This is a genomic window from Pseudomonas sp. 22072 (genome assembly GCF_052046095.1).
Classification (GTDB): Bacteria; Pseudomonadota; Gammaproteobacteria; order Pseudomonadales; family Pseudomonadaceae; genus Aquipseudomonas; species Aquipseudomonas paracarnis.
Genome location: NZ_JBQEQE010000032.1, coordinates 24,743 through 49,811 on the forward strand (window position 1 = coordinate 24,743; position 25,069 = coordinate 49,811).

Sequence of the window (25,069 nt, forward strand, 5' to 3'; positions counted from 1 at the left end):
GGCCTGGGTAAAAACATCAGCCTTGCTGCTATACCTCGATCAGACTTTCACGGGCCTCATAAGCCTGGCGCACCGGGGCAAACGAGCGGCGATGGATCGGGGTGGGGCCGAGCCGAGCCAGAGCTTCCAGATGAACGGGGGTCGGGTAGCCTTTATGGCCTCCAATGCCGTAGCCGGGATAGATCAATTCGAACGCGGCCATTTCACGGTCGCGGCTGACCTTGGCCAGGATCGAGGCGGCGGCAATGGCGGGAACCTTGCTATCGCCCTTGACCACCGCTTCGGACGGCATTGTCAGTTTGGGGCAGCGGTTACCGTCGATCATCGCCATTTTCGGGGTGATGTGCAGCCCTTCCACAGCGCGCTGCATCGCCAGCATGGTGGCGTGCAGGATATTCAGCTCGTCGATTTCTTCGACTTCAGCCCGGGCGATATGCCAGCTCAGGGCTTTCTCACAGATCTCGTCATAGAGCTTTTCGCGACGGGCTTCGGTGAGCTTCTTCGAATCGTTGAGCCCCAGGATCGGGCGGTTCGGATCAAGGATCACCGCCGCCGTGACCACTGCGCCACACAGCGGGCCGCGCCCGACTTCGTCAACACCCGCCACCAGTTCGTGGGCTTGGGCGACGAGACTGAAATCCAGGCCCATTTGCATGGTCATAAGGCTTCCTGTTTATGGCCGATCAGGGTCAACACGGCGTCGGCCGCCTGGTTCGAGGCATCACGGCGTAACGTGCGGTGAATATCGTCGAAACCACGGGTCTGCTCTTCGCCGCCGTCAATCAAGGGTAGTAGGGTTTGCGCAAGCGCTTCGGGCGTTGCATCGTCCTGCAACAACTCCGGCACCAGCAGGCGCTGGGCCAGCAGGTTGGGCAAGGAAATGTAAGGGCTCTTGACCATGCGCTTGAGGATCCAGAAGGTCAGTGGCGCCAGGCGATAGGCCACGACCATCGGCCGCTTGTACAGCAGGGCCTCAAGTGTGGCAGTGCCCGAGGCGATCAACACCGCATCGCAGGCTGCCAGGGCCAGGTGGGACTGGCCATCGAGCAGGGTCAACGGCAGGTTGCGGCCTTCCAGCAGGGTTTCGATCTGTGCACGACGTTGTGGACTGGCGCAAGGCAGCACAAAGCGGATTCCCGGCTTTTGCGCCTGAAGACGTTCGGCAGCATCAAAAAACAACGCCCCCAAACGCCCCACCTCACCGCCACGACTGCCTGGCATCAACGCTACCAACGGGCCATCGGGCAAGCCCAGCTCGGCGCGCGCAGCCGCACGATCAGCCTGCAAGGGAATGGCGTCAGCCAGGGTGTGGCCGACAAACCGCACCGGCACGCCCTTCTCCTCGTAGAACCGGGCTTCGAATGGAAGCAAGGTCAACATCAGGTCGCAGCCTTCGCGGATTTTCAACACACGCTTCTGGCGCCACGCCCACACGGATGGGCTGACGTAGTGCACGGTCTTGATCCCGGCCTGGCGCAACTTGAGTTCGATATTGAGCGTGAAGTCCGGCGCATCGATGCCGATAAAGACGTCAGGTTTTTCTTCGATCAGCGTCTTGATCAGCAGCTTGCGGCGAGCCAGCAGCTCACGCAGGCGCCCCAAGACTTCCACCAGTCCCATGACCGACAGGCGCTCCATGGGGAAATAGGAGGTCAGGCCTTCGGCCTGCATCAACGGGCCGCCGACCCCGATAAATTCCACCGCCGGATGCTGGGCCTTGAGCGCGCGCATCAAGCCAGAACCCAGGATATCGCCGGAAGCTTCACCGGCCACGAGCGCAATACGCAGAGTGGCCATGATCAGCGGGTGATGCCGCGAGTCGAGGTCTGGATAGAATCACGGAATACCGCGACTTCCGGGAACTGCGTGGCAGGCTCGGCCAACTCGGCCAGGGCCTGCTCCACGGTCAACCCTTGGCGGTAAACCGTCTTGTAGGCACGGCGCAGGGCGTGGATGGCTTCTTCGCTGAAACCACGACGACGCATGCCTTCAAAATTCATGCTGCGGGCTTCGGCAGGATTGCCGAACACCGTCACGAATGCCGGGACATCCTTGCCGATGGCGGTGCCCATACCGGAAAAGCTGTGGGCGCCGATATGGCAGTATTGATGTACCAGGGTGAAGCCGGAAAGGATCGCCCAGTCATCAACGTGCACATGGCCTGCCAACGCAGTGTTGTTGACCAGGATGCAATGATTGCCGATCACGCTGTCATGGCCGATGTGCGCATAGGCCATGACCAGGTTGTGATCACCCAAGGTGGTTTCGGCGCGATCTTGCACGGTGCCACGGTGAATGGTGACGCCTTCACGGATAATATTGTGGTCACCGATTACCAGGCGTGTTTCTTCACCCTTGTACTTCATGTCCGGGGTGTCTTCGCCTACCGAGGAAAACTGGTAGATGCGATTGTGTTTGCCAATGCGGGTCGGACCCTTGAGGATCACGTGCGGCCCGATGACAGTCCCCTCGCCGATTTCCACACCTGCGCCGACGATCGACCAAGGGCCGACCTCAACGTCGGCGGCCAGTACGGCCGACGGATCGATGATTGCGCGAGGGTCAATCAAACTCATAGTTTGCGTTCCGCACAGATGATCTCGGCAGAGCACACCGGCTTGCCATCTACCGAGGCCTGGCATTCGAACTTCCAGATCTGGCGTTTGCAACTGATGAACTTGGCTTCCAGGATCAACTGGTCACCCGGGGTGACCGGGTTGCGAAAACGCAGCTTGTCCGAACCCACGAAATAGTAAAGCGTGCCGTCAGCAGGCTTGAGGTCGAGCATTTTGAAACCAAGGATACCGGCAGCCTGGGCCATGGCTTCGATGATCAACACACCTGGCATGATTGGATGCGCAGGAAAGTGACCATTGAAGAATGGTTCGTTGATGCTGACATTCTTGTAGGCACGAATGCGCTTTTCCTCGACATTGAGGTCCACTACGCGGTCCACCAGCAGGAACGGGTAACGGTGAGGCAGGTATTCGCGAATCTCGTTGATGTCCATCATTTCGGGGGGAAGCCTGTAATAAAGATTGGGGGCGGGCGCACCAGGCGCACGCCCCGCTAGCAAATCAAGGAGGCCGTCTAGCGGCTGCGCACACTTGATATGGAAATGGTATCAGCCTTCTGATGAAGCATTACCGCCAGGGGTCACGTCCCCGACACGCTTTTCAAGCTGTTTGATACGTCGTGCCATGTCGTCGATCTTCCTCAAACGCGCGGCACTCTTGCGCCATTCGGCCGCAGGTTGCATCGCGGTACCGGACGAGTAGGCCCCTGGCTCTGTGATCGAGTGGGTCACCATAGTCATGCCGGTGATGAAGACGTTGTCGCAAATATCGATATGTCCCACCAGCCCAACGCCACCGGCGAGCATGCAATGCTTGCCGATCTTGGTGCTGCCGGAAATACCCACGCAGGCCGCCATGGCGGTGTGATCGCCAATCTGCACGTTGTGGGCGATCTGGATCTGGTTATCGAGCTTCACACCGTTGCCGATCACGGTATCAGCCAAGGCCCCGCGATCCACGGCGGTGTTCACGCCGATCTCCACATCATCGCCGATCAATACGCCACCGACCTGGGCGATCTTGTGCCAGACACCTTTGGAGTTGGCAAAGCCAAAGCCTTCGCCGCCGATAACAGCACCGGACTGAATGACCACACGCTGACCAATACGCACATCGTGGTAGAGGGTCACGCGGGGGGCCAGCCAACCATCGGCACCAATTTCACAGCGTGCACCGATAAAGCAGTGGGCACCCACGGTGACACCAGCACCAATACGCGCCCCGCTTTCGATCACGGCGAATGCACCGATGCTGGCGGCAGGATCAACCTGGGCATCATCGGCGATCACGGCAGACGGGTGAATACCGCCGGCCGCCTTCGGCTTGGGATCGAACAGGTGCGACGCCTTGGCGTACGACAGGTACGGATCGGCCACCACCAGCGCATCCCCGGTAAACCCTTCGGCGTCGGCGGCCTTCAGCAACACGGCTGCGGCCTGGCAGTCGACCAGGTATTTACGGTATTGAGGATTTGCGAGGAAGCTCAACTGAGCTGGGCCAGCCTCCTGCAAGGTGGCTAGCCCAGTGATTTCTTTCTCCTTGGAGCCACGCAAGGTGGCTCCCAGGAACTCGGCCAACTCGCCGAGCTTGATAGTCGCTGTCATGGTTTACTTCAGCTGGTTCATGCGCTCGATCACCTGGCGGGTGATGTCGTATTGAGGCTTGACGTCGATCACGGCGCCACGCTCGAACACCAGGTCAAAGGCACCCTTCTTGATGACTTCTTCCACAGCGCTGTCCAATTTCGGCTTGAGCTGCTTGAGCATTTCGCGGTCGGCCACAGCCTTGGCTTCGTTCAGCTCCTTGGATTGGAACTGGTAGTCACGGGCCTTTTGCTTGAATTCAAGCTCCAGACGCTCGCGCTCGCCTTGCTGCATCTTGTCGCCACCGGCTACCAGGCGGTCCTGGATGCCCTTGGCGCTGCTTTCCAGCGTCTTGAGCTTGGTCAGCTGCGGACCGAATTTCTTCTCGGCATCCACGGCGTATCGCTTGGCCGCATCGGACTCCAGCAGGGCCATCTGATAGTTCAGGACCGCGATTTTCATTTCGGCGAAGGCCGGGGTGGTGACCAGCACAGTGGCCAGCAAGACCAATTGAGTCAACTTACGCACGATGTACTCCTACAGAATCCGTTGTCGTTATCTTAGGTCAGACGCTTAGAACGTCTGGCCGAGGGAGAATTGGAAAATCTGGGTTTCAGCGTTATCCGGTTTCTTGATCGGCATGGCCAGAGCAAAGCTCAACGGGCCCAGCGCAGTCACCCAGGTCACACCCACGCCCACGGAGCTCGCCAGGTTGCTGAGGCTCACGTCGTTGCATTGAGTATTGGACTTCAAGCCACTTGGGTTTTTGATCTGTTCGCACTTGGAGTCGAACACGTTACCCACGTCCCAGAAGACCGAAGTACGCAGCGAACGCTGGTCCTTGACGAACGGCAGCGGGAACAGAATCTCCGCACCACCCTGGATCAGCACGTTACCACCGAATGGCAGCGGGTCGTTGTCCGAGTCAGCGACAGTGCCCTGGTTACCGGTCTGAGCAAAACCGCGGCTCGGCGTACCACGCGGACCCAGAGTGCTGTCCTTGAAGCCACGTACCGAGTTGAAACCACCTGCATAGTAGTTTTCATAGAACGGCAAGCCATTGGTCGAACCATAACCGTCGCCATAGCCCAACTCTGTGTGCAGGCGCATGGTGTAGTTATCGCTCAACGGCTGGAACAACTGGCCGCGGTAGTCGAGCTTGAAGAACGACAGGTCGCTGCCCGGCGTAGTGACTTCCGCGGTCAGGCTCTGGGAGTGGCCGCGGGTTGCCAGTACGCCTTTGTTCAGGGTCGACTCGGACCAGCCGGCAGACGCCTTGAAGTTCAGGAACTTGTCGCCTTCACGACGGGTGAAGTCGAAGATTTCGTCCACGGTATAAATACCGGTCTTGATCTCATCCTGCTGGGCGGTAAGGCCGAAGGTCAGGCGCGAAGTCTCGCTGATCGGGTAACCCACGTTGACACCGGCACCCAGGCTGTCGATCGCATAGCTTGCAACGTCAACATCGAGGTCTTTGTAGTCGGTGGTGCGGTAGAAGGCGTTGTAGCCCAGGCTCACACCGTCTGCAGTCCAGTAGGGGTCGGTATAGCCGAAGTTGTATCGGCTCTGGTATTCGCTGCGGGTCAGGCCGATGGACACACGGTTACCGGTACCCAGGAAGTTGTTCTGCGTGATGGAACCACCCAGGATCAAACCGGCACTCTGGGCGAAACCGACGCTGGCGGTGATCGAACCCGAGGCTTGTTCTTCCACGGCGTAGTTCACGTCAACCTGGTCATCCACACCCGGTACGGCCGGGGTTTCGACGTTGACTTCCTTGAAGAAGCCCAGGCGCTCGAGACGGGTCTTGGACTGGTCGATCAGGTAGGTCGAAGCCCAGCCACCTTCCATCTGACGCATTTCACGACGCAGCACTTCGTCCGCGGACTTGGTGTTGCCGCGGAAGTTGATACGGTTGACGTAGGCACGCTTGCCCGGATCGACGACGAAGGTGATGTCCACGGTGTGGTCTTCATCATTCGGGGTCGGCACGCCGTTGACGTTGGCGAAGGTATAGCCTTCGTTACCCAGGCGGCGGGTGATCAGTTCTGAGGTGGTGGTCATCAGCTTGCGCGAGAACACCTGGTCCTTCTGCACGAGCAGCAGGGACTTGACCTGGTCTTCAGGCACTTTCAGGTCGCCGCTGAGCTTGACGTCACGAACCTTGTACTTCTCGCCTTCGTTGACGTTGACGGTGATATAGACGTGCTTCTTGTCCGGGGTGATGGACACCTGGGTCGAAGCGATGTCCATGTTGATGTAGCCACGGTCCAGGTAGTAGGAGCGCAGGCGTTCCAGGTCACCGGAGAGTTTTTCACGGGCGTACTTGTCATCGTTCTTGAAGAACGACAACCAGTTGGTGGTCTTGAGTTCGAACAGGTCGACCAGGTCTTCATCAGGGAACTTGGTGTTGCCCACGACGTTGATGTGCTGGATGGCGGCCACGGTGCCTTCGTTGATGTTGACCTTCAGGCCCACACGGTTACGAGGCTGGGGGATCACTTCGGTTTCCACGGTCGCGGAGTAGCGGCCCTGGGCAACGTACTGGCGTTGCAACTCGTTACGCACACCCTCAAGGGTTGCGCGCTGGAAGATCTCGCCCTCGGCCAGGCCCGATTGCTTCAGGCCCTTCATCAGGTCTTCAGTGGAGATGGCCTTGTTACCTTCGATCGCGATACTGGCGACGGAAGGTCGCTCGACGACCGTGATGACCAGGACGTTGCCTTCGCGACCCAGTTGGATATCTTGAAAGAACCCGGTTTTGAACAGCGCACGAGTGGATTCCACCAGGCGACGATCATCCGCCTGTTCCCCGACGTTCAACGGCAAGGCACCAAAGACGCTACCCGCGGAGACCCGCTGGAGGCCATTGACGCGAATATCGGAGATGGTGAAGGACTCGGCGTGAACTTCGGCGATCATCAATACGGTGAGAACCGCAGTTAGCAGCAGACGTTTCATGAAGTCCTTTCTTATTCCAACTGGCAATAAACAAACTGCCGCAAAATGCGGCAGATTCGCAATTCAGCGAAGCGTTACAGACGTCCCAGATCGTTGACCAGGGCTAACAACATCACCCCGACCACCAAACTGATACCAATCTGTATCCCCCAACCCTGCACCCGATCCGACAAGGGGCGACCACGCACCCACTCGACCAGATAAAACAGCAGATGCCCCCCATCCAATACTGGAATGGGCAGCAAATTCAGAACCCCAAGGCTAATACTCAGATAAGCCAGGAAATTCAGGAAATCCGCGACACCCGACTGGGCAGAAGCGCCCGCCACTTTAGCAATGGTTATCGGTCCACTCAAGTTTTTTACCGAGAGCTCACCGAACAACATTTTCTTGAGGGATTCGAGGGTCAGCACGCTCATGGTCCAGGTGCGTTTCGCGCCCTCTGCAATCGCTGCCAAAGGCCCGTAGCTGACCTCTCGCACCATCGATGGCGGCCATTCGACACCTTTGACCCCTGCCCCCAGGTAGCCCCCGGCCGCCTTGGCTTCGCCTCGCACCGACAGGGTCACGGGGACGTCGATTTGAGCACCGTCGCGCTCAACTTTCAGCACAATTTTGGTATCAGGGCGCACACGCACCAGGTCGACCACCTGCTGCCAGTCATCCAGCGCCTGGCCATCAAGGGCCAACAGGCGATCACCGGTTTTCAGGCCAGCAGCCTGGGCCGGCCCTTTTGGATCCAGCTCGGCCAGCACCGGCGGCAAAGCCGGACGCCAAGGGCGGATCCCCAGGGATTTGATCGGATCGGGCTCATCGGCGCCCTTGAGCCAATGGTCCAGCGCCAATGCCCGCGGGGTTTCAGCGCTGGAGTCCTGGTTACGCACCACCACATTGACGGTGCCGCTTTCACCCAGGCGACGCACCAACTGCAAGTTGACCGCGCCCCAACCTGTGGTGGGTTCGCCATCAATGGATACAATTTCCTGCCCTGCCGTCAGGCCCGCCTTGGCCGCGATGCTGTCGGCTTCGACCGCGCCAATGACCGGGCGCACCTGCTGGCTGCCCAGCATGGCCAAGACCCAGAAGAACACCATCGCCAACAGGAAGTTGGCGATCGGTCCCGCCGCGACAATCGCAATACGCTGACGAACGGTCTTGCGATTGAAGGATTGGTCCAACTGGTCCGCAGGCACTTCGCCTTCGCGCTCATCGAGCATCTTGACGTAGCCGCCCAACGGGATAGCAGCAATGACAAACTCAGTGCCTCGGCGATCATGCCAGCGCAACAACGGCATGCCGAAACCGACGGAAAAGCGCAATACCTTGACGCCGCAACGACGCGCCACCCAGAAGTGGCCGAATTCGTGGAAGGTCACCAACACACCCAGAGCAACCAGGGTGCCGACAATCATGTAGAGCGCACTCATCTAATTTCTCCGCATTTCAATCCAATGCCTGAAGACTCAAACCTGCCCGCGGCCTAACCCGCATTGCGATCCAACCATTGCCCGGCCAGGGCTCGGGCCTTGTTGTCGGCCTCGAACACCGCCTCCAGGTCATTCACTGCCACTACCGGCTCAAGCGCCAGGACGTCCTCGATGATACTCGCGATCTGCGGAAAGCGGATGCGCCGCTCAAGAAACGCCGCCACGGCAACTTCGTTGGCCGCGTTAAGCATCGCCGGGGCACTGTTACCCGCCTCGGCCGCTTGCCGCGCCAGGCGCAAACAAGGGAAACGCTGCTCGTCCGGGGCTTCGAAGTCCAGGCGCGCGATTGCAAACAAGTCCAACGGTGCTACGCCGGAATCAATCCGCTCAGGCCACGCCAAGGCGTTGGCGATCGGTGTGCGCATGTCCGGGTTACCCAATTGCGCCAACACCGAACCATCCACGTAATCGACCAGGGAATGGATCACACTTTGTGGGTGAATGACCACCTCAACCTGGTCAGGCCGCGCATCGAACAGCCAGCATGCCTCGATCAACTCCAGGCCCTTGTTCATCATGCTCGCCGAATCCACGGAGATTTTGCGCCCCATGGACCAGTTCGGGTGAGCGCATGCCTGATCGGGAGACACATGGTCCAGCTCGGCCGACGGAGTCTGGCGGAATGGGCCACCCGATGCCGTCAGCAGAATCCGGCGCACGCCGACCTGGCTCAAGCCGCGGGCAAAATCACCGGGCATGCACTGGAAGATGGCGTTGTGCTCGCTGTCCAGAGGCAGCAGCACCGCTCCGCTCTTACGCACCGCTTGCATAAAGAGTGCGCCGGACATGACCAAGGCTTCTTTGTTGGCCAGCAGGATTTTCTTGCCAGCATCGACTGCCGCCAAGGTCGGGCGCAAACCTGCCGCACCGACAATCGCCGCCACCACCGTATCCACGTCCGCATCGGCCGAGACCTGGCATAAGCCTGCCTCGCCAACCAATACCTGAGTAGCCAGCCCGGCAGCCCGCAGATCATCCTGCAGATTGCGAGCCGCAGCAGCTTCCGGCACCACGGCAAAGCGCGGCGAGTGACGCACGCACAAGGCCAGCAACTCGCGCAAACGCGTGAAGCCGGTCAGGGCGAAAACCTGATAGCGATCGGGGTGACGCGCGATGACATCCAGGGTACTGAGCCCGACCGAGCCGGTCGCACCCAGCACCGTAACCTGCTGCAGGCGGCTCACGAAGCGATCATCCACAACAGCACGGCAAAAATAGGCAGCGCGGCGGTGAGGCTGTCGATACGGTCAAGCACACCGCCATGGCCTGGCAGCAGGTTACTGCTGTCCTTGATGCCCGCCTGGCGTTTGAACATGCTCTCGGTAAGGTCGCCCACCACCGAGATGAAGACGACAATAGCCGTCCCCAGCAAGGCCAGAAGCACTTCCTTTACTGACCAGTCACGCACCACACCGACCACCAGGGTGATCAGCAGCGTCAAGGCCAAGCCGCCGTATACGCCTTCCCAGCTCTTGCCGGGACTTACGGCCGGGGCCAGCTTGCGTTTGCCAAAAGCTCTACCCGAGAAGTAGGCACCAATGTCGGCGCCCCATACCAACACCATCACAGCCAGGATCAATTCGTTGCCCAGCGGGTAACGCTTTATCTCCACCAGCCCTTGCCAGGCCGGCAAGAGGATCGCCAGGCCAATCACCAGCTTGCAGGCCACGCTGGACCACTGGCTACTGGTGCGCGGATAGGTGAGCACCAGGAAAGTCGCCAACGCCCACCACAACACTGCAGCCCCCAGCACCCAGGGCGCGATGTCCGGCAGGATGTACATGAAGAACAACAACAGCGCGACCAAGGCGGCATAGGCCATACGCGGCAACTGGTTGACAAAGCCTGCCAGGCGCGCCCACTCCCACGCACCAAGGGTCACAACCAGGCCGATGAACAGCGCAAAGCCGGAACCGTCGAGCAGGAAAAAACCGCACAAGGCAATCGGCAGCAGGATCAGCGCCGTGATGATTCGTTGTTTAAGCATTTAAACCCGGGCTCCAGCTTCGATCTGCTCGCTCGTTTTACCGAAGCGACGCTGACGGGAAGCGAAATCAGCCAGTGCATTACGCATGGCTTCGTGTTTGAAGTCCGGCCAGAACAGGTCGGAGAAGTACAGCTCGGTGTAGGCCAGCTGCCACAGCAGGAAATTGCTGATGCGATGCTCGCCACCGGTGCGAATGCACAAGTCCGGCAACGGCAGGTCGCCGGTCACCAGGCAGGTTTGCAACAGTTGGGGCGTGATGTCGTCCGGGCGCAGATGGCCGGCCTGCACTTCGCGGGCCAGCCGCTGCGCAGCCTGGGCAATATCCCACTGGCCACCGTAGTTGGCTGCGATCTGCAACACAAAACGGTTACTACCGGCAGTGATGGCCTCGGCTTCGCGCATGGCAGCTTGCAGCTCCGGATGGAACCGCGAGCGATCACCGATGATACGCAGACTGATGTTGTTGTCGTTGAGGCGCTTGGCCTCACGACGCAGAGCCTTGAAGAACAGGTCCATCAAGGCACTGACTTCATCGGCGGGTCGCTGCCAGTTCTCACTTGAGAACGCGAACAAGGTCAATACTTCGACCTTGGCCTCGGCGCACACCTCAATCACCGCCCTTACCGCGTCAACACCCGCTTTATGCCCGGCAACACCCGGCATAAAGCGTTTTTTCGCCCAGCGATTATTCCCATCCATGATGATCGCGACATGGCGCGGCACCACGGAGGGCACAGTCTGCTTGGTCTTTTCCATGAAGGCGTCCTGACCCCTTATACGGCCATCAGGTCCTTTTCTTTTTCTTCGGTCGCCTTGGTGATCTGGGCTTCGGCGTCCTTGGTCAGCTTGTCGATATCAGCGACGGCGCGGCGCTCTTCGTCTTCGCTGATTTCCTTGTCCTTGACCAGCTTCTTCAGATCGCCCAGTGCATCGCGGCGGATGTTACGCACTGCAACGCGCGCATCTTCAGCAGCACTGCGCGCCTGCTTGGTGAAGCCCTTGCGGGTTTCTTCGGTCAGGGCTGGCATGGAGATCAGCAGCAACTCGCCCAAGTTGGTCGGGTTGAGGTTCAGGCCGGCACTCTGGATAGCCTTGTCGACGGCGGCGAGCATGTTGCGCTCGAAGGCAACAACTTGCAGGGTACGCGAATCCTTCACGGTCACGTTGGCCACGCCGCTCAGCGGGGTGTCGGAACCGTAGTAAGGCACCATCACGCTGCCCAGGATGCTTGGGTGCGCCTTGCCAGTACGGATCTGGCCAAAGGCATGACTCAAGGATTCCAGGGATTTCTGCATACGCGCCTGGGCGTCTTTCTTGATTTCGTTGATCATTGTTGGCCTTCCTCGATCAGAGTCCCTTCTGCGCCGCCATGTACGATATTCAGCAGGGCGCCGGGCTTGTTCATGTTAAATACGCGCAGCGGCATCTTGTGGTCGCGGCACAGGCAGATAGCGGTCAGGTCCATGACACCCAGCTTGCGATCCAGCACTTCATCGTAGGTCAGATGATCGAACTTCTCGGCATGCGGGTCTTTGAATGGGTCTGCAGTGTATACGCCATCCACCTTGGTCGCCTTCAACACCACGTCGGCATCGATTTCGATAGCACGCAGGCATGCGGCCGAGTCGGTAGTGAAGAACGGGTTACCTGTGCCAGCAGCAAAGATCACCACTTCCTTGGAGTTCAGGTGGCGCATGGCTTTGCGGCGATCATAGTGATCGGTCACGCCAACCATGGAAATTGCCGACATCACGATGGCCGAGATGTTGGCGCGCTCCAGGGCGTCGCGCATGGCGAGGGCGTTCATCACAGTGGCCAGCATGCCCATGTGGTCGCCGGTAACCCGGTCCATACCGGCCGCACTCAGTGCCGCACCGCGGAACAGGTTGCCACCACCAATCACCAGGCCGACCTGCACGCCGATACCGACCAACTGGCCGACTTCCAGCGCCATGCGGTCAAGCACCTTGGGATCGATCCCGAACTCTTCCGAGCCCATCAGGGCCTCGCCGCTGAGCTTGAGTAGAATGCGTTTATAGCGAGCCTGATAACCACTGCCCTGCTGAGCCATTGCGAATCTCTCCTGCGGCGTATTTTTTAAAAAATTCTTGGCGAGCCGTTTACGGCTTGCGTTCACTCTAGCTGGACGCTGTCACAGCGCCATCGGAACACGGCTTTGTAAGCCAGTTCCGAGAGGAAACCAAATAAAATTGGCCTTCCCATTTGAAAAGAGGCTGCGCGCGTGAGCGGGCAGCCTCTTTCGGCGACAGTTTGGAACTGTCTTATTGCTTGGCGGCAGCCAGCTGGGCAGCAACTTCTTCAGCGAAGTTGTCGACCGGCTTCTCGATGCCTTCGCCTACTTTGAAGTAAGTGAAGGAAACGATTTCAGCACCGGCTTTCTTGGCCAGTTCGCCAACCTTGATTTCAGGGTTCTTGACGAACGCCTGCTCAACCAGGCTTGCTTCGGCCAGGAACTTGCTGATACGGCCTTTGACCATGTTCTCAACAATGTTTTCTGGCTTGCCTTTGATTTTTTCTTCGTTCAGCTGCAGGAACACAGCTTTTTCACGCTCGATCGCTTCGGCCGAAACTTCCGAAGGCAGCAGGAACTCAGGGTTGCTTGCAGCAACGTGCATCGCGATGTCTTTGGCCAGCTCAACGTCGCCGCCTTTCAGAACAACTGCAACACCGATTTTGTTGCCGTGCAGGTAGCCACCAACTACGTCACCTTCAACGCGAACCAGGCGACGGATGTTGACGTTTTCGCCAACCTTGCCGACCAGTACCAGGCGAGCTGCTTCTTGAGCTTCGATCAGAGGCTCAACAGTGGTCAGCTTGTCAGCGAAAGCTTTTTCGACGCTGGCAGCAACGAATGCCTTGAAGTCATCCTGCAGAGCCAGGAAGTCGGTCTGGGAGTTCACTTCCAGCAGAACGGCGGATTTGCCGTCTTCTTTCAGAGCGATAGCGCCTTCAGCAGCCACGTTACCTGCTTTCTTGGCAGCCTTGATGGCGCCGGAAGCACGCATGTCATCAATGGCTTTTTCGATGTCGCCGCCGGCCTTGGTCAAGGCCTTTTTGCAATCCATCATGCCTTCGCCGGTACGCTCACGCAGTTCTTTAACCAACGCTGCAGTAATCTCTGCCATTTCAAAATCCTCTTGGATAGGTTTTCAACCATTCCACCCGATTAAACGGGCGATCAATTCTTCCCGAATTTCCGTTGTAGGCCGCTGCACGTTACAAATAATGTAGCTGCGCTGCCGACAAATGGTTTTCGAGGTGGCAAAAAGGGGGCCAAGCCCCCTTTTTGCTTACTGAGTCAACGCCAGGGCGTCAATTACTCAGCGGCAGCTACCGGAGCTTCTTCAACGAACTGCTCGGTACCACCAGCAACGTGGTTGCGACCACGGATTACAGCGTCAGCCATCGAACCCATGTACAGCTGGATAGCGCGGATTGCGTCATCGTTGCCTGGGATGATGTAGTCAACGCCTTCCGGGCTGCTGTTGGTATCGACTACGCCGATAACCGGGATGCCCAGCTTGTTGGCTTCGGTGATCGCGATGCGCTCGTGATCAACGTCGATAACGAACAGTGCGTCAGGCAGACCGCCCATGTCCTTGATACCACCCAGGGAACGATCGAGCTTTTCCAGGTCACGGGAGCGCATCAGCGCTTCTTTCTTGGTCAGCTTGGCGAAAGTACCGTCTTCGGCTTGTACTTCAAGGTCACGCAGACGCTTGATGGAAGCACGGATGGTTTTGAAGTTGGTCAGCATGCCGCCCAACCAGCGGTGATCCACGTACGGCGAACCGCAACGTGCTGCTTCTTCAGCAACGATCTTGCCAGCGGAACGCTTGGTGCCAACGAACAGGATCTTGTTTTTGCCCTGGGCCAGACGCTCTACGAAAGTCAGCGCTTCGTTGAACATTGGCAGGGTTTTTTCAAGGTTGATAATGTGAATCTTGTTACGCGCGCCGAAAATGTACTTACCCATTTTCGGGTTCCAGTAACGGGTCTGGTGACCGAAGTGCACACCGGCCTTCAGCATATCGCGCATGTTGACTTGGGACATGATAGTTCCTTAATAAGTCGGGTTTGGCCTCCACGTATCCCAATGACCAACCAGCGGCATCAAGGCCTCCGGCACCCAGGTCATCGTGTCGACACGTGTGTGGATTTAAGCTTTGCGGGGTATCCCCGGAAAGCGGCGCATTTTATACCACAGCATCGGCAAAAACGAAACCCGCAATCACACTTGCCGGTCGTCGTCTTTGCGTAACCCCTTGAATACAGCCAACATGCCTCTACCTCATAGAGAGAAGCGATCACCAGACGCGCATGATTTGCCAGCATCGTCTGTTAGAATCGCGTTTTTTGGGACTTGCGCGAATGCTGTACCCCTTTGTCGCGCTCCCCGTGAACCGTATTGATTTCAGCGCGTCGCGCTAGAGAGAGCCTGTATGACCGTTACCTTGAAAACCGCCGAAGACATCGCAGGCATGCGCGTTGCCGGCAAACTGGCTGCCGACGTGCTGGAAATGATCGCCGAACACGTCAAGCCCGGCGTCACCACCGAAACGCTGGACCGCATTTGCCACGACTATATAGTCGACGTGCAAAAAGCCATCCCTGCCCCGCTGAATTACAAAGGCTTCCCCAAGTCGATCTGCACCTCGATCAACCACGTGGTCTGCCACGGCATTCCCGGTGACAAGCCACTGAAAGACGGCGACACCCTGAACATCGACGTCACGGTGATCAAGGATGGTTACCACGGCGACACCAGCCGCATGTTCCACGTCGGTAATGTGCCGGTATGGGCCGAGCGTCTGTCCCAGGTCACCCAGGAATGCATGTACAAGGCCATCGAGATCGTCAAGCCCGGCTGCCGCCTGGGTGACATCGGTGAAGTGATCCAGAAGCACGCGGAAAAGAACGGCTTCTCGGTGGTGCGCGAGTTCTGCGGCCACGGTATCGGCAAGGTGTTCCACGAAGAGCCGCAGATTCTGCATTACGGCCGCGCCGGCACCGGCATGGAACTCAAGGCCGGCATGACGTTCACCATCGAACCGATGATCAACCAAGGCAAGGCCGACACCAAGGTGCTGGGCGACGGCTGGACCGCCATCACCAAGGACCGCAAGCTCTCGGCCCAGTGGGAGCACACCCTGCTGGTCACCGACACCGGCTACGAGATCTTCACCTTGCGCGCTGACGACACCATCCCACGCGTTTCTGCCTGAAGGTCGCCCAGGTTTTCCCGCAACGTGTTGTGACTGACTGATAGATAGAAAGGAAAGCCGAACGATGCCCCAGGTGGATCCCGAACTCTTCGACCGTGGCCAATTCCAGGCCGAGCTGGCACTGAAGGCAAGCCCCATCGCCGCCTTCAAGAAGGCCATCCGCCAAGCCCGCGAGGTGCTCGATGCGCGCTTTCGCAGCGGCCGGGATATTCGCCGCCTGATCGAAGACCGCGCCTGGTTCGTCGATAACATCCTGCAAAAGGCCTGGGAGCAGTTCAATTGGAGTTTCGACGCCGATATCGCCCTGGTGGCGGTCGGCGGCTACGGTCGCGGCGAACTGCATCCCTACTCCGACATCGACCTGCTGATCCTGCTGGACCAGGCCGATCATGAGACCTTTCGCGATTCCATCGAGCGCTTTCTGACGTTGCTGTGGGACATCGGCCTGGAAGTCGGCCAGAGCGTACGCTCGGTGGACGAATGCGCCGAAGAAGCCCGTGCCGACCTGACGGTGGTCACCAACCTGATGGAAAGCCGCACCATCTGCGGCCCCGAGCGCCTGCGCCAGCGCATGCTCGAAGTCACCAGTACCGCACACATGTGGCCAAGCAAAGACTTTTTCCTGGCCAAGCGCGCCGAGCAAAAAGCCCGGCACCACAAGTACAACGACACCGAATACAACCTGGAACCCAACGTCAAAGGCTCACCCGGTGGGCTGCGGGATATCCAGACAATCTTGTGGGTGGCGCGCCGTCAATACGGCACGCTGAACCTGCGCGCCCTGGCCGGCGAAGGCTTTCTGGTGGAGAGCGAAAATTCCCTGCTGGCCTCGTCCCAGGAATTCCTGTGGAAGGTGCGCTACGCCCTGCACATGCTGGCCGGTCGTTCCGAAGACCGCCTGCTCTTCGATCACCAGCGCTCTATCGCTACCCTTCTGGGCTTTGAAGGCGAAGATGCGAAGACCAGCATCGAGAGCTTCATGCAGCAGTATTACCGGGTAGTCATGAGCATTGCCCAGCTCAGCGACTTGATCATCCAGCACTTCGAAGAAGTGATCCTGGCCCCCGAAGACGAAGCGCCACCGCAGCCGATCAATGCGCGTTTCCAGTTGCACGACGGCTATATCGAAGCACGCAACGACAACGTGTTCCGCCGCACCCCGTTCGCCATGCTGGAAATCTTCGTGTTGATGGCCCAGCAGCCGGAGATCAAAGGCGTGCGCGCCGATACCATCCGCTTGCTGCGGGAAAACCGTCACCTGATCGACGACGATTTTCGCAACGACATTCGCAATACCAGCCTGTTTATCGAACTGTTCAAGTGCCGCATCGGCATCCATCGCAACCTGCGGCGCATGAACCGCTACGGCATTCTCGGGCGCTACCTGCCGGAGTTCGGCTTTATCGTCGGGCAGATGCAGCACGACCTGTTCCATATCTATACCGTCGATGCCCACACCCTGAACCTGATCAAGCACCTGCGTAAGTTGCAGTACACCCAGGTGTCAGAGAAATTCCCGCTGGCCAGTAAGCTGATGGCCAAGCTGCCCAAGCCCGAGCTGATTTACCTGGCCGGCTTGTACCACGACATCGGCAAAGGCCGGCATGGCGACCACTCGGAGATCGGCGCGGTCGATGCCGAAGCCTTCTGCCAGCGCCACCAGTTGCCGTTGTGGGACAGCCGCCTGATTGTCTGGCTGGTGCAGAACCACCTGGTGATGTCGACCACGGCCCAGCGCAAGGACTTGTCTGACCCGCAGGTGATCCACGACTTTGCCGGCATCGTCGGCGATGAAACCCGCCTGGATTACCTGTATGTGCTGACCGTCTCCGATATCAACGCCACTAACCCCACGCTGTGGAACTCCTGGCGTGCCAGCCTGTTGCGCCAGCTGTACACCGAAACCAAGCGCGCCCTGCGCCGTGGCCTGGAGAACCCGGTGGACCGCGAAGAGCAGATCCGCCGCACCCAAAGCGCAGCCCTGGATATCCTGGTGCGCGGCGGTAACGACCCGGACGACGTCGAGCAACTCTGGTCGCAACTGGGTGATGATTACTTCCTGCGCCACACCGCCGGCGACGTGGCCTGGCACAGTGACGCAATCCTGCAGCAACCCGCCGATGGCGGCCCGTTGGTCTTGATCAAGGAAACCACCCAGCGCGAATTCGAAGGCGGCACGCAGATCTTCATTTACGCGCCCGACCAGCACGACTTCTTCGCCGTGACCGTGGCGGCCATGGACCAGCTCAACCTGAACATCCATGACGCCCGGGTCATCACCTCCAGCAGCCAGTTCACCCTCGACACCTACATCGTGCTCGACGCCGACGGCGACTCGATTGGCGACAACCCGGCGCGCGTGAAAAAGATCCGCGAGGGCCTCACCGAAGCCCTGCGCAACCCCGACGACTACCCCACCATCATCCAGCGCCGGGTGCCGCGCCAGCTCAAGCATTTTGCCTTTGCGCCTCAGGTGACCATTTCCAACGACGCACAGCGCCCGGTGACGGTGCTGGAGCTCAGCGCACCGGATCGCCCAGGCCTGCTGGCGCGTATCGGCGGGATTTTCCTGGAGTTCGACCTGTCATTGCAAAATGCCAAGATTGCGACCCTGGGCGAGCGGGTGGAAGACGTGTTCTTTATCACCGATGCCGACAACCAGCCACTGTCCGACCCGGAGCTGTGCCTGCGTTTACAGGCGGCAATCGTGGAGCAGTTGAGCGTGACCCAGGAACCCGGTGTCGAGCTGACCAGACTGACTATTTGAATTCTTAACTTTGTGAACACGAGTCATGTGGGAGCCGGCTTGCCTGCGATGCAGACACCTCGGCCCGTCCGATCGACCGCAGATCGCAGGCAGGCCAGCTCCCACAGATCCGCGCTCACCGTGATAGAGGCTTATATGAACAACGCCCTTAACCAGTTGCAGCCCTACCCCTTCGAGAAGCTGCGCGCCCTGCTCGGCAGCGTGACGCCGAACCCGGACAAACGCCCGATCGCACTGTCCATCGGCGAGCCCAAGCACACGTCACCGGCCTTCGTTGCCGAGGCCTTGAGCAATAACCTCGATCAAATGGCGGTGTACCCCACCACGTTGGGTATCCCGGCACTGCGTGAAGCCATCGGCGCCTGGTGCGAACGCCGCTTCAACGTGCCCAAGGGCTGGCTGGACCCGGCGCGCAACATCCTGCCGGTCAACGGTACGCGCGAGGCGTTGTTTGCCTTCACCCAGACCGTGGTCAACCGTGGCGACGATGCACTGGTTGTGAGCCCCAACCCGTTCTACCAGATCTACGAAGGCGCCGCGTTCCTGGCCGGGGCCAAGCCGCATTACCTGCCGTGCCTGGATAGCAACGGCTTCAATCCAGACTTCGATGCTGTCTCTGCGGATATCTGGAAACGTTGCCAGATCCTGTTCCTGTGCTCCCCCGGTAACCCGACCGGTGCGCTGATTCCAGTCGCCACGCTGAAAAAACTCATCGCCCTGGCCGATAAATACGATTTCGTCATCGCCGCCGACGAATGCTACAGCGAACTGTACTTCGACGAACAAACCCCACCCCCGGGCCTGCTCAGCGCCTGCGTCGAACTGGGCCGTCAGGACTTCAAGCGTTGTGTGGTATTCCACAGCCTATCCAAGCGCTCCAACCTGCCAGGCCTGCGTTCAGGCTTCGTGGCCGGCGACGCCGAGATCCTCAAGGCCTTTTTGCTGTACCGCACCTACCATGGCTGCGCGATGCCGGTGCAAACCCAGTTGGCCAGCATCGCCGCCTGGCAGGACGAGGCCCATGTACTGGCCAACCGTGACCTGTACCGCGAGAAGTTCGACGCAGTGCTGGCGATCCTCAAGCCGGTGCTGGACGTGCAAAGCCCGGACGGCGGCTTTTACCTGTGGCCGAATGTACAAGGCGATGACGCCGCCTTCTGCCGCGATTTGTTCGTGGAAGAACATGTGACGGTGGTGCCGGGCTCTTACCTGTCGCGGGAAGTGGACGGCTTTAACCCAGGTGCGGGGCGTGTGCGCCTGGCATTGGTTGCGCCATTGGCCGAATGCGTGGAAGCGGCTGAGCGGATTCGCGACTTTATCCAGCGTCGCCGTTAAGGGCTTACGGGTCACTTCATGTGACCCAAATTCGCCTCGCTCATATCCAATTCCGCCAGCACCTCCCTCAATACGTCATCACCAATCTGGTGGTGACGGCTCAAGCTGTACAACTCCAACCGTTGCGCGCGCAGAGCCTTGAGCCGCAGCTTGCGCTCAAGCAGGTCCATTTGCTGCGCCAGCGCCTGAGCTTCAGCCGAATCGTTGAAGACTTCCAATTGATGGCGATATTCCGACATCAGCCGTGCCTTCAGTTCGGTAGCCAATGCCGCCTGGGCGGCGTCCGGCGTGTCGGCCTCGGCTGGCTCGTCGGCCTCCAGTGCATGAATCGCGGCCACGGCGGTCTTTTTCCAGGCTTCGCGCACTTCTTTGTGGCGTTTTTCATCCGGGCTATTCTCGACGCCGCGTAACAGCAGCGGCAGCGCGATACAGGCAGCGACCAGTGATAACAGGATCACACCGGCAGCGATAAAGATCAGCAGGTCACGCTCAGGGAAATCCTGGCCAGGCGCCAACAGCAAGGGCACCGACATGACGCCCGCCAGGGTCACCGCACCGCGTACACCGCCGACGGTCAACAACCAGCAGGAACGGGCCGTCGGCACCAGGGTCAGCGCGTTTTTGCCACGTAGCCTGCGCAGCAACCCCGACAGCCGCCAGATGCTTTGCACCCAGATGAAGCGCAATACCACCAGCACCAGGAAGATCGCCACCACATCCAGGCAGCGATACATCAAGGTGGGCCACAGCGTGGTTTCATGGCTGACCACGGCCTTGATGATGTCAGGCAGTTGCAGACCGAGCAGCAGGAAGATCAGGCCGTTAAAGGCAAACTCCACCAACGACCACACGCTGCGGTTGAGCAAGCGCGTGCTGGTCTGGCGCGGCAGCAGGTCGAGCCAGCTTTGCATCATGCCCGCTGCCACCGCCGAGAGGATGCCGGACGCGCCCAGGCGTTCAGCCAGTACGTACGCAGCAAAGGGCAGCAACAACATGAACACCACATGGGTCGCCGGGTCATCCCACCCGCGCGCGATCATCCAGGCGCGCAGGCGGCCGACCAACCAGCTCAACGCCACGCCGATCGCCAGCCCGCCCACCGCCACCAACACAAACGTCAGGCTGGCATCCGCCAGGGAAAAGACCCCGGTCAACGCCGCGGCCAGGGCGAACTTGAAAGTCACGAGGCCCGACGCGTCATTCATCAAGGCCTCGCCCTGGAGCATGTGCATCAGCGGCTTGGGCAAACGGTTCTGGGAAATGGCCGACACCGCCACGGCGTCCGTCGGCGAGAGCACCGCTGCCAGGGCAAAGGCCACCGGCAAGGGGATCGAGGGCAGCAACCAATGAATGAAGTAACCGGCGCCCACCACGGTGAACAGCACCAGCCCCACCGCCAATGTCAGGATCGGGCCACGCAGGCGCCACAACTCGCGCTTGGGCATGCGCCAACCATCGGAAAACAACAGTGGCGGCAGGAACAGAAACAGGAACAGCTCAGGGTCCAGCGCCACATGCAGCCCCAACGTGGGCCAGGCCAACAAGGCGCCGGCGGCGATCTGCACCAGGGGCAAGGGCAGTGGGATGATGCGCCCGATCAGGCGCGAAAAGCTGACCAGCATCAGCAGGATAAGAACGGTGTAGGCGGTTTGCATAACGCGGGTTTCCCGGACAATCGGCTTGCAAAGACACATAAGGCAACAACTGGCCGTTGAAGTGCCATATTACCCGGCTATGTTACCTGGCTATGTTACTCGCCTATGCTGCGCACTGGCACTTTGCACAAAAGTCGCACGCTGTTGACGAGCGGCGCCGAAACCCGCTGGTCGTGGCATAATCGGCGATCTTTCATTTTCATACGTCCAAAGGGGGGCAATTCCTTGAGTGCTTCAAGCAAAACCTTGCACCTTTTCGGCATCAAAGCCTGCGACACCATGAAAAAGGCGCGCACGTGGCTCGATGAGCACGGGGTGAGCTATGCGTTCCATGACTACAAAACGGCCGGTATCGACCGCGAACACTTGACCCAATGGTGCAACGAGCACGGTTGGCAGGTGGTTTTGAACCGTGCGGGCACCACCTTTCGCAAACTCGAAGACGAACGCAAAGCCGATCTCGATCAGTCGAAAGCCATTGAATTGATGCTCGCACAACCCTCGATGATCAAGCGCCCGGTGCTCGATCTCGGTGACAGAACCCTGATTGGCTTCAAGCCAGATAGTTATTCGGCGGCCCTCAAGTAGGCCAGCCTTCCATTTTTGTAGAGGTAACAGCATGTCCAATTCCCTGTTCAGCCTGGGCTTCGGCGTCGGCACTCAGAACCGCCAAGGTGCTTGGCTGGAAGTGTTTTACGCACAACCCTTGCTCAATCCATCGGCTGAAATCGTTGCCGCCATCGCACCGATCCTCGGTTACACCGAAGGCAACCAGGCGATCACCTTCACCGTGAGCCAGGCCCTGCAACTGGCCGACGCGCTCAAAGGCGTCGATGCTGCCCAGGCCGCCCTGCTCAGCCGCCTGGCTGAAAGCCACACGCCGCTGGTCGCGACCTTGCTGGCCGAAGACGCCGCACTGACCTCCACGCCTGAGGCCTACCTCAAGCTGCACCTGCTGTCCCATCGCCTGGTCAAGCCCCACGGCCTGAGCCTGGCCGGTGTGTTCCCGCAGTTGCCGAACGTGGCCTGGACCAGCCAGGGCGCTATCGACATCAATGAACTGGCCGAGCGCCAACTGGAAGCGCGCCTGCGTGGCGACCTGCTGGAAGTGTTCTCGGTGGACAAGTTCCCGAAAATGACCGACTACGTCGTACCCGCTGGCGTACGTATCGCTGACGCTGCACGTATCCGCCTGGGCGCGTACGTGGGCGAAGGCACCACCGTGATGCACGAAGGCTTCGTCAACTTCAACGCGGGCACCGAAGGCCCGGGCATGATCGAAGGCCGCGTATCGGCGGGCGTATTCGTCGGCAAGGGCTCGGACCTGGGCGGCGGTTGCTCCACCATGGGCACCCTGTCGGGCGGCGGCAATATTGTGATCAAGGTGGGCGAAGGCTGCCTGATCGGCGCCAACGCCGGTACCGGTATCCCATTGGGCGACCGCAACACCGTGGAGTCGGGCCTCTACATCACCGCCGGCACCAAGGTTGCCCTGCTGGACGAGCAGAACCAACTGGTCAAGGTGGTCAAGGCACGCGAGTTGGCTGGCCAGCCGGACCTGCTGTTCCGTCGTAACTCCGAGACCGGTGCCGTGGAGTGCAAAACCCACAAATCGGCCATCGAACTGAACGAAGCGCTGCACGCTCACAACTAAGCAGCCACTCGATGCCACTAGCGGGCCGCACCCTCGGGGGCGGCTCGCTTATACGAGTCTTGATCACCATGCTTGTGCCCTCCCCCTGGCGCGCCGACTTCCCGGCCATCGCCACCCTGCAACGGCAAGACCAGATCTATCTGGACAGCGCCGCCACCACGCAAAAACCCCAAGCCCTGCTGGATGCCATCAATCATTACTACGCCAATGGCGCAGCGAATGTGCACCGTGCCCAGCATTTGCCCGGGGCCCATGCTACCCAGGCCTTTGAAGACAGCCGCAGCAAGGTCGCGCAGTGGTTGAACGCAGGTGACAGCGGGCAGGTTGTGTTTACCCACGGCGCAACGTCTGCGCTGAACCTCCTGGCCTATGGCCTGGAACACTTATTCAATGCGGGCGATGAGATTGCCATCAGCGCCCTGGAACACCACGCCAACCTGTTGCCCTGGCAGCAATTGGCCAAACGCCGCGCGCTCACGCTGGTGGTATTACCCCTGGACGATGAAGGCGTAATCGACCTGGACGCCGCGGCCCGCTTGATTGGCCCGCGCACGCGCCTGCTGGCGGTGAGCCAGTTGTCCAACGTGCTCGGTGCCTGGCAGCCGCTGCAAGCCTTGCTGGCGCTGGCCCAGGCACATGGCGCCCTCACGGTGGTGGACGGCGCCCAAGGCATCGTCCATGGCCGCCACGACGTACAGGCCCTGGGCTGCGACTTCTACGTGTTCTCCAGCCACAAACTCTACGGCCCGGACGGCGTCGGCGTGCTGTATGGCCGTAATGAGGCCCTGCACCACCTGCGCCACTGGCAGTTCGGCGGCGAGATGGTGCAACAGGCCGACTACCACAGCGCCAGCTTTCGCCCCGCGCCGCTGGGCTTTGAAGCCGGCACCCCACCGATTGCCAGCGTGATCGGCCTGGGCGCGAGCCTGGATTACCTGAGCTCGCTGGATGCCTCGGCGGTGATCGCCCACGAAGCCGCCCTGCATGACTACCTGCTGCGTGGGCTTAAGGCACGCAATGGCGTGCGCGTGCTGGGATCGCCGCAGGTGGCGCTGGTGAGTTTTGTGGTGGAGGGCGTGCACAACGCCGACCTCGCCCACCTGCTGACCGAGCAAGGCATTGCAGTGCGTGCCGGTCATCACTGCGCGATGCCATTGTTGAAGGCAATGCATCTGTCAGGCGCTATCCGCGTTTCCCTGGCGCTCTACAACGATTCCGACGACCTGGAACGCTTTTTTGAAGCGCTGGACCAGGCGCTGGACATGCTGCGATGAGCTTGCCGCTGGAGGCACAAGCCGCGCTGGAAGCCTTCCAGGCCGTGGGCAGCTGGGAGCAGCGCGCACGGATGCTGATGCAATGGGGTGAACGCTTGCCCGCCCTGGCTGATGACGAAAAGGTCGATGCTAACCTGGTGCAAGGTTGCGAAAGCCTGGTGTGGCTGGTGGGGCGCTTGCAGGATGGCCATTGGCAGTTTGCTGCGAGCAGCGAGGCACGGATGATTCGCGGGTTGGTGGCGTTGCTGCTGGCACGGGTCAATGGGTTGTCGGCTGATCAATTGCAAGCGGTCGACCTGCCTGGCTGGTTCAATCAACTGGGCCTGTCGCGCCAACTATCGCCGTCGCGCAGCAATGGCTTGAATGCCGTACTGCAACGCATGCGAGACCTGACGCGTACACAGAAATAATGTGGGAGCTGGCTTGCCTGCGATAGCCATAGGTATCTACATAACTCTGTTAGCTCAACGGTAACCACGATGCGAAGCGAGCCGCTCTTGATCTGCTTTTGATCTTAGGCGCCCCGTTAAACCACGCTGGCCGG

General features: G+C 59.8%; 23 protein-coding genes. 7 read left to right on the forward strand and 16 right to left on the reverse strand.

Features of this window, described 5'->3' with window-relative positions; genetic code table 11:
- Positions 1-28 precede the first annotated feature (28 nt).
- From rnhB to rpsB, 15 genes are all read right to left on the reverse strand, one after another.
- Complete coding sequence (gene rnhB / locus ACTJLA_RS23790; protein ID WP_161793220.1) at positions 29-655, reverse strand: ribonuclease HII; 627 nt, start codon at positions 653-655, stop codon at positions 29-31.
- 2 nt (positions 656-657) lie between these two features.
- Positions 658-1,797 carry a lipid-A-disaccharide synthase gene (lpxB, locus tag ACTJLA_RS23795; RefSeq protein ID WP_072446902.1) on the reverse strand — a complete coding sequence of 380 codons (1,140 nt, stop codon included), beginning with the start codon at positions 1,795-1,797 and terminating at the stop codon, positions 658-660.
- Between the two features lie 2 nt (positions 1,798-1,799).
- Positions 1,800-2,576, reverse strand: coding sequence for an acyl-ACP--UDP-N-acetylglucosamine O-acyltransferase (gene lpxA / locus ACTJLA_RS23800; protein WP_032893181.1), 777 nt, complete (start codon positions 2,574-2,576; stop codon positions 1,800-1,802).
- Positions 2,573-3,013, reverse strand: a complete 441-nt coding sequence (gene fabZ / locus ACTJLA_RS23805) for a 3-hydroxyacyl-ACP dehydratase FabZ (protein WP_003172281.1) — start codon at positions 3,011-3,013, stop codon at positions 2,573-2,575. The genes lpxA and fabZ overlap by 4 nt, the downstream gene beginning before the upstream one ends.
- A 111-nt stretch (positions 3,014-3,124) precedes the next feature.
- Positions 3,125-4,180 (reverse strand): UDP-3-O-(3-hydroxymyristoyl)glucosamine N-acyltransferase, encoded by a 1,056-nt coding sequence (lpxD, locus tag ACTJLA_RS23810; protein WP_034126835.1) that lies wholly within the window; start codon positions 4,178-4,180, stop codon positions 3,125-3,127.
- 3 nt (positions 4,181-4,183) lie between these two features.
- Positions 4,184-4,687: an OmpH family outer membrane protein gene (locus ACTJLA_RS23815; protein WP_003189173.1), complete on the reverse strand. Its 504-nt coding sequence runs from the start codon at positions 4,685-4,687 to the stop codon at positions 4,184-4,186.
- 45 nt (positions 4,688-4,732) lie between these two features.
- Positions 4,733-7,120: an outer membrane protein assembly factor BamA gene (gene bamA / locus ACTJLA_RS23820; RefSeq protein ID WP_054917864.1), complete on the reverse strand. Its 2,388-nt coding sequence runs from the start codon at positions 7,118-7,120 to the stop codon at positions 4,733-4,735.
- Between the two features lie 74 nt (positions 7,121-7,194).
- Positions 7,195-8,547 (reverse strand): sigma E protease regulator RseP, encoded by a 1,353-nt coding sequence (gene rseP / locus ACTJLA_RS23825; protein WP_054899099.1) that lies wholly within the window; start codon positions 8,545-8,547, stop codon positions 7,195-7,197.
- A gap of 53 nt (positions 8,548-8,600) precedes the next feature.
- Positions 8,601-9,791, reverse strand: coding sequence for a 1-deoxy-D-xylulose-5-phosphate reductoisomerase (gene ispC / locus ACTJLA_RS23830; protein WP_314549130.1), 1,191 nt, complete (start codon positions 9,789-9,791; stop codon positions 8,601-8,603).
- On the reverse strand, positions 9,788-10,594 hold the full coding sequence (locus ACTJLA_RS23835; protein WP_034126832.1) for a phosphatidate cytidylyltransferase: 807 nt from the start codon (positions 10,592-10,594) through the stop codon (positions 9,788-9,790). The genes ispC and ACTJLA_RS23835 overlap by 4 nt, the downstream gene beginning before the upstream one ends.
- Positions 10,595-11,350, reverse strand: a complete 756-nt coding sequence (gene uppS, locus ACTJLA_RS23840) for a polyprenyl diphosphate synthase (protein ID WP_054899097.1) — start codon at positions 11,348-11,350, stop codon at positions 10,595-10,597. It lies immediately after the preceding gene.
- 17 nt (positions 11,351-11,367) lie between these two features.
- On the reverse strand, positions 11,368-11,925 hold the full coding sequence (gene frr, locus ACTJLA_RS23845) for a ribosome recycling factor (RefSeq protein ID WP_003189163.1): 558 nt from the start codon (positions 11,923-11,925) through the stop codon (positions 11,368-11,370).
- A complete protein-coding gene (pyrH, locus tag ACTJLA_RS23850) occupies positions 11,922-12,665 on the reverse strand; it encodes a UMP kinase (RefSeq protein ID WP_003189161.1) in 744 nt (247 codons plus the stop codon). Before pyrH ends, frr begins: the two co-directional genes overlap by 4 nt.
- A 211-nt stretch (positions 12,666-12,876) precedes the next feature.
- A complete protein-coding gene (tsf, locus tag ACTJLA_RS23855) occupies positions 12,877-13,740 on the reverse strand; it encodes a translation elongation factor Ts (protein WP_005785711.1) in 864 nt (287 codons plus the stop codon).
- A gap of 191 nt (positions 13,741-13,931) precedes the next feature.
- Complete coding sequence (gene rpsB / locus ACTJLA_RS23860) at positions 13,932-14,669, reverse strand: 30S ribosomal protein S2 (RefSeq protein ID WP_003189158.1); 738 nt, start codon at positions 14,667-14,669, stop codon at positions 13,932-13,934.
- Positions 14,670-15,057: 388 nt separating this feature from the next.
- On the opposite strand from rpsB, the gene map reads away from it, so the two are divergent.
- The 3 genes from map to dapC all read left to right on the forward strand — a co-directional run bounded on the left by map (position 15,058) and on the right by dapC (position 19,942).
- Positions 15,058-15,840, forward strand: coding sequence for a type I methionyl aminopeptidase (gene map, locus ACTJLA_RS23865; protein WP_054917857.1), 783 nt, complete (start codon positions 15,058-15,060; stop codon positions 15,838-15,840).
- 64 nt (positions 15,841-15,904) lie between these two features.
- The gene (locus ACTJLA_RS23870; RefSeq protein WP_054917855.1) at positions 15,905-18,607 is read left to right on the forward strand and encodes a [protein-PII] uridylyltransferase; all 2,703 of its coding nucleotides are present in this window, start codon (positions 15,905-15,907) and stop codon (positions 18,605-18,607) included.
- 135 nt (positions 18,608-18,742) lie between these two features.
- Positions 18,743-19,942 carry a succinyldiaminopimelate transaminase gene (dapC, locus tag ACTJLA_RS23875; protein ID WP_034126829.1) on the forward strand — a complete coding sequence of 400 codons (1,200 nt, stop codon included), beginning with the start codon at positions 18,743-18,745 and terminating at the stop codon, positions 19,940-19,942.
- 11 nt (positions 19,943-19,953) lie between these two features.
- Here dapC and ACTJLA_RS23880 read toward each other — a convergent pair whose 3' ends face one another.
- Complete coding sequence (locus ACTJLA_RS23880) at positions 19,954-21,597, reverse strand: Na+/H+ antiporter (protein ID WP_236281392.1); 1,644 nt, start codon at positions 21,595-21,597, stop codon at positions 19,954-19,956.
- A 279-nt stretch (positions 21,598-21,876) separates the two neighbouring features.
- Here ACTJLA_RS23880 and ACTJLA_RS23885 point away from each other — a divergent pair, with 279 nt between their 5' ends.
- The 4 genes from ACTJLA_RS23885 (at position 21,877) to ACTJLA_RS23900 (ending at position 24,935) form a co-directional block, all read left to right on the forward strand.
- The gene (locus ACTJLA_RS23885) at positions 21,877-22,185 is read left to right on the forward strand and encodes an arsenate reductase (protein WP_259285226.1); all 309 of its coding nucleotides are present in this window, start codon (positions 21,877-21,879) and stop codon (positions 22,183-22,185) included.
- A gap of 31 nt (positions 22,186-22,216) precedes the next feature.
- Positions 22,217-23,251, forward strand: a complete 1,035-nt coding sequence (gene dapD / locus ACTJLA_RS23890) for a 2,3,4,5-tetrahydropyridine-2,6-dicarboxylate N-succinyltransferase (protein ID WP_034126827.1) — start codon at positions 22,217-22,219, stop codon at positions 23,249-23,251.
- Positions 23,252-23,319: 68 nt separating this feature from the next.
- Positions 23,320-24,525 (forward strand): aminotransferase class V-fold PLP-dependent enzyme, encoded by a 1,206-nt coding sequence (locus ACTJLA_RS23895; RefSeq protein WP_197900957.1) that lies wholly within the window; start codon positions 23,320-23,322, stop codon positions 24,523-24,525.
- Positions 24,522-24,935: a SufE family protein gene (locus ACTJLA_RS23900; protein WP_054899095.1), complete on the forward strand. Its 414-nt coding sequence runs from the start codon at positions 24,522-24,524 to the stop codon at positions 24,933-24,935. Before ACTJLA_RS23895 ends, ACTJLA_RS23900 begins: the two co-directional genes overlap by 4 nt.
- Positions 24,936-25,069 lie beyond the last annotated feature (134 nt).

Excerpts from the sequence above, each read along its gene's own strand:
- rnhB (WP_161793220.1), bottom strand. The coding sequence starts at position 655 with ATGCAAATGGGCCTGGATTTCAGTCTCGTCGCCCAAGCCCACGAACTG.
- lpxB (WP_072446902.1), bottom strand. The coding sequence starts at position 1,797 with ATGGCCACTCTGCGTATTGCGCTCGTGGCCGGTGAAGCTTCCGGCGAT.
- lpxA (WP_032893181.1), bottom strand. The coding sequence starts at position 2,576 with ATGAGTTTGATTGACCCTCGCGCAATCATCGATCCGTCGGCCGTACTG.
- fabZ (WP_003172281.1), bottom strand. The coding sequence starts at position 3,013 with ATGATGGACATCAACGAGATTCGCGAATACCTGCCTCACCGTTACCCG.
- lpxD (WP_034126835.1), bottom strand. The coding sequence starts at position 4,180 with ATGACAGCGACTATCAAGCTCGGCGAGTTGGCCGAGTTCCTGGGAGCC.
- bamA (WP_054917864.1), bottom strand. The coding sequence starts at position 7,120 with ATGAAACGTCTGCTGCTAACTGCGGTTCTCACCGTATTGATGATCGCC.
- rseP (WP_054899099.1), bottom strand. The coding sequence starts at position 8,547 with ATGAGTGCGCTCTACATGATTGTCGGCACCCTGGTTGCTCTGGGTGTG.
- ACTJLA_RS23835 (WP_034126832.1), bottom strand. The coding sequence starts at position 10,594 with ATGCTTAAACAACGAATCATCACGGCGCTGATCCTGCTGCCGATTGCC.
- uppS (WP_054899097.1), bottom strand. The coding sequence starts at position 11,350 with ATGGAAAAGACCAAGCAGACTGTGCCCTCCGTGGTGCCGCGCCATGTC.
- frr (WP_003189163.1), bottom strand. The coding sequence starts at position 11,925 with ATGATCAACGAAATCAAGAAAGACGCCCAGGCGCGTATGCAGAAATCC.
- pyrH (WP_003189161.1), bottom strand. The coding sequence starts at position 12,665 with ATGGCTCAGCAGGGCAGTGGTTATCAGGCTCGCTATAAACGCATTCTA.
- tsf (WP_005785711.1), bottom strand. The coding sequence starts at position 13,740 with ATGGCAGAGATTACTGCAGCGTTGGTTAAAGAACTGCGTGAGCGTACC.
- rpsB (WP_003189158.1), bottom strand. The coding sequence starts at position 14,669 with ATGTCCCAAGTCAACATGCGCGATATGCTGAAGGCCGGTGTGCACTTC.
- map (WP_054917857.1), top strand. The coding sequence starts at position 15,058 with ATGACCGTTACCTTGAAAACCGCCGAAGACATCGCAGGCATGCGCGTT.
- ACTJLA_RS23870 (WP_054917855.1), top strand. The coding sequence starts at position 15,905 with ATGCCCCAGGTGGATCCCGAACTCTTCGACCGTGGCCAATTCCAGGCC.
- dapC (WP_034126829.1), top strand. The coding sequence starts at position 18,743 with ATGAACAACGCCCTTAACCAGTTGCAGCCCTACCCCTTCGAGAAGCTG.
- ACTJLA_RS23880 (WP_236281392.1), bottom strand. The coding sequence starts at position 21,597 with ATGCAAACCGCCTACACCGTTCTTATCCTGCTGATGCTGGTCAGCTTT.
- ACTJLA_RS23885 (WP_259285226.1), top strand. The coding sequence starts at position 21,877 with ATGAAAAAGGCGCGCACGTGGCTCGATGAGCACGGGGTGAGCTATGCG.
- dapD (WP_034126827.1), top strand. The coding sequence starts at position 22,217 with ATGTCCAATTCCCTGTTCAGCCTGGGCTTCGGCGTCGGCACTCAGAAC.
- ACTJLA_RS23895 (WP_197900957.1), top strand. The coding sequence starts at position 23,320 with ATGCTTGTGCCCTCCCCCTGGCGCGCCGACTTCCCGGCCATCGCCACC.
- ACTJLA_RS23900 (WP_054899095.1), top strand. The coding sequence starts at position 24,522 with ATGAGCTTGCCGCTGGAGGCACAAGCCGCGCTGGAAGCCTTCCAGGCC.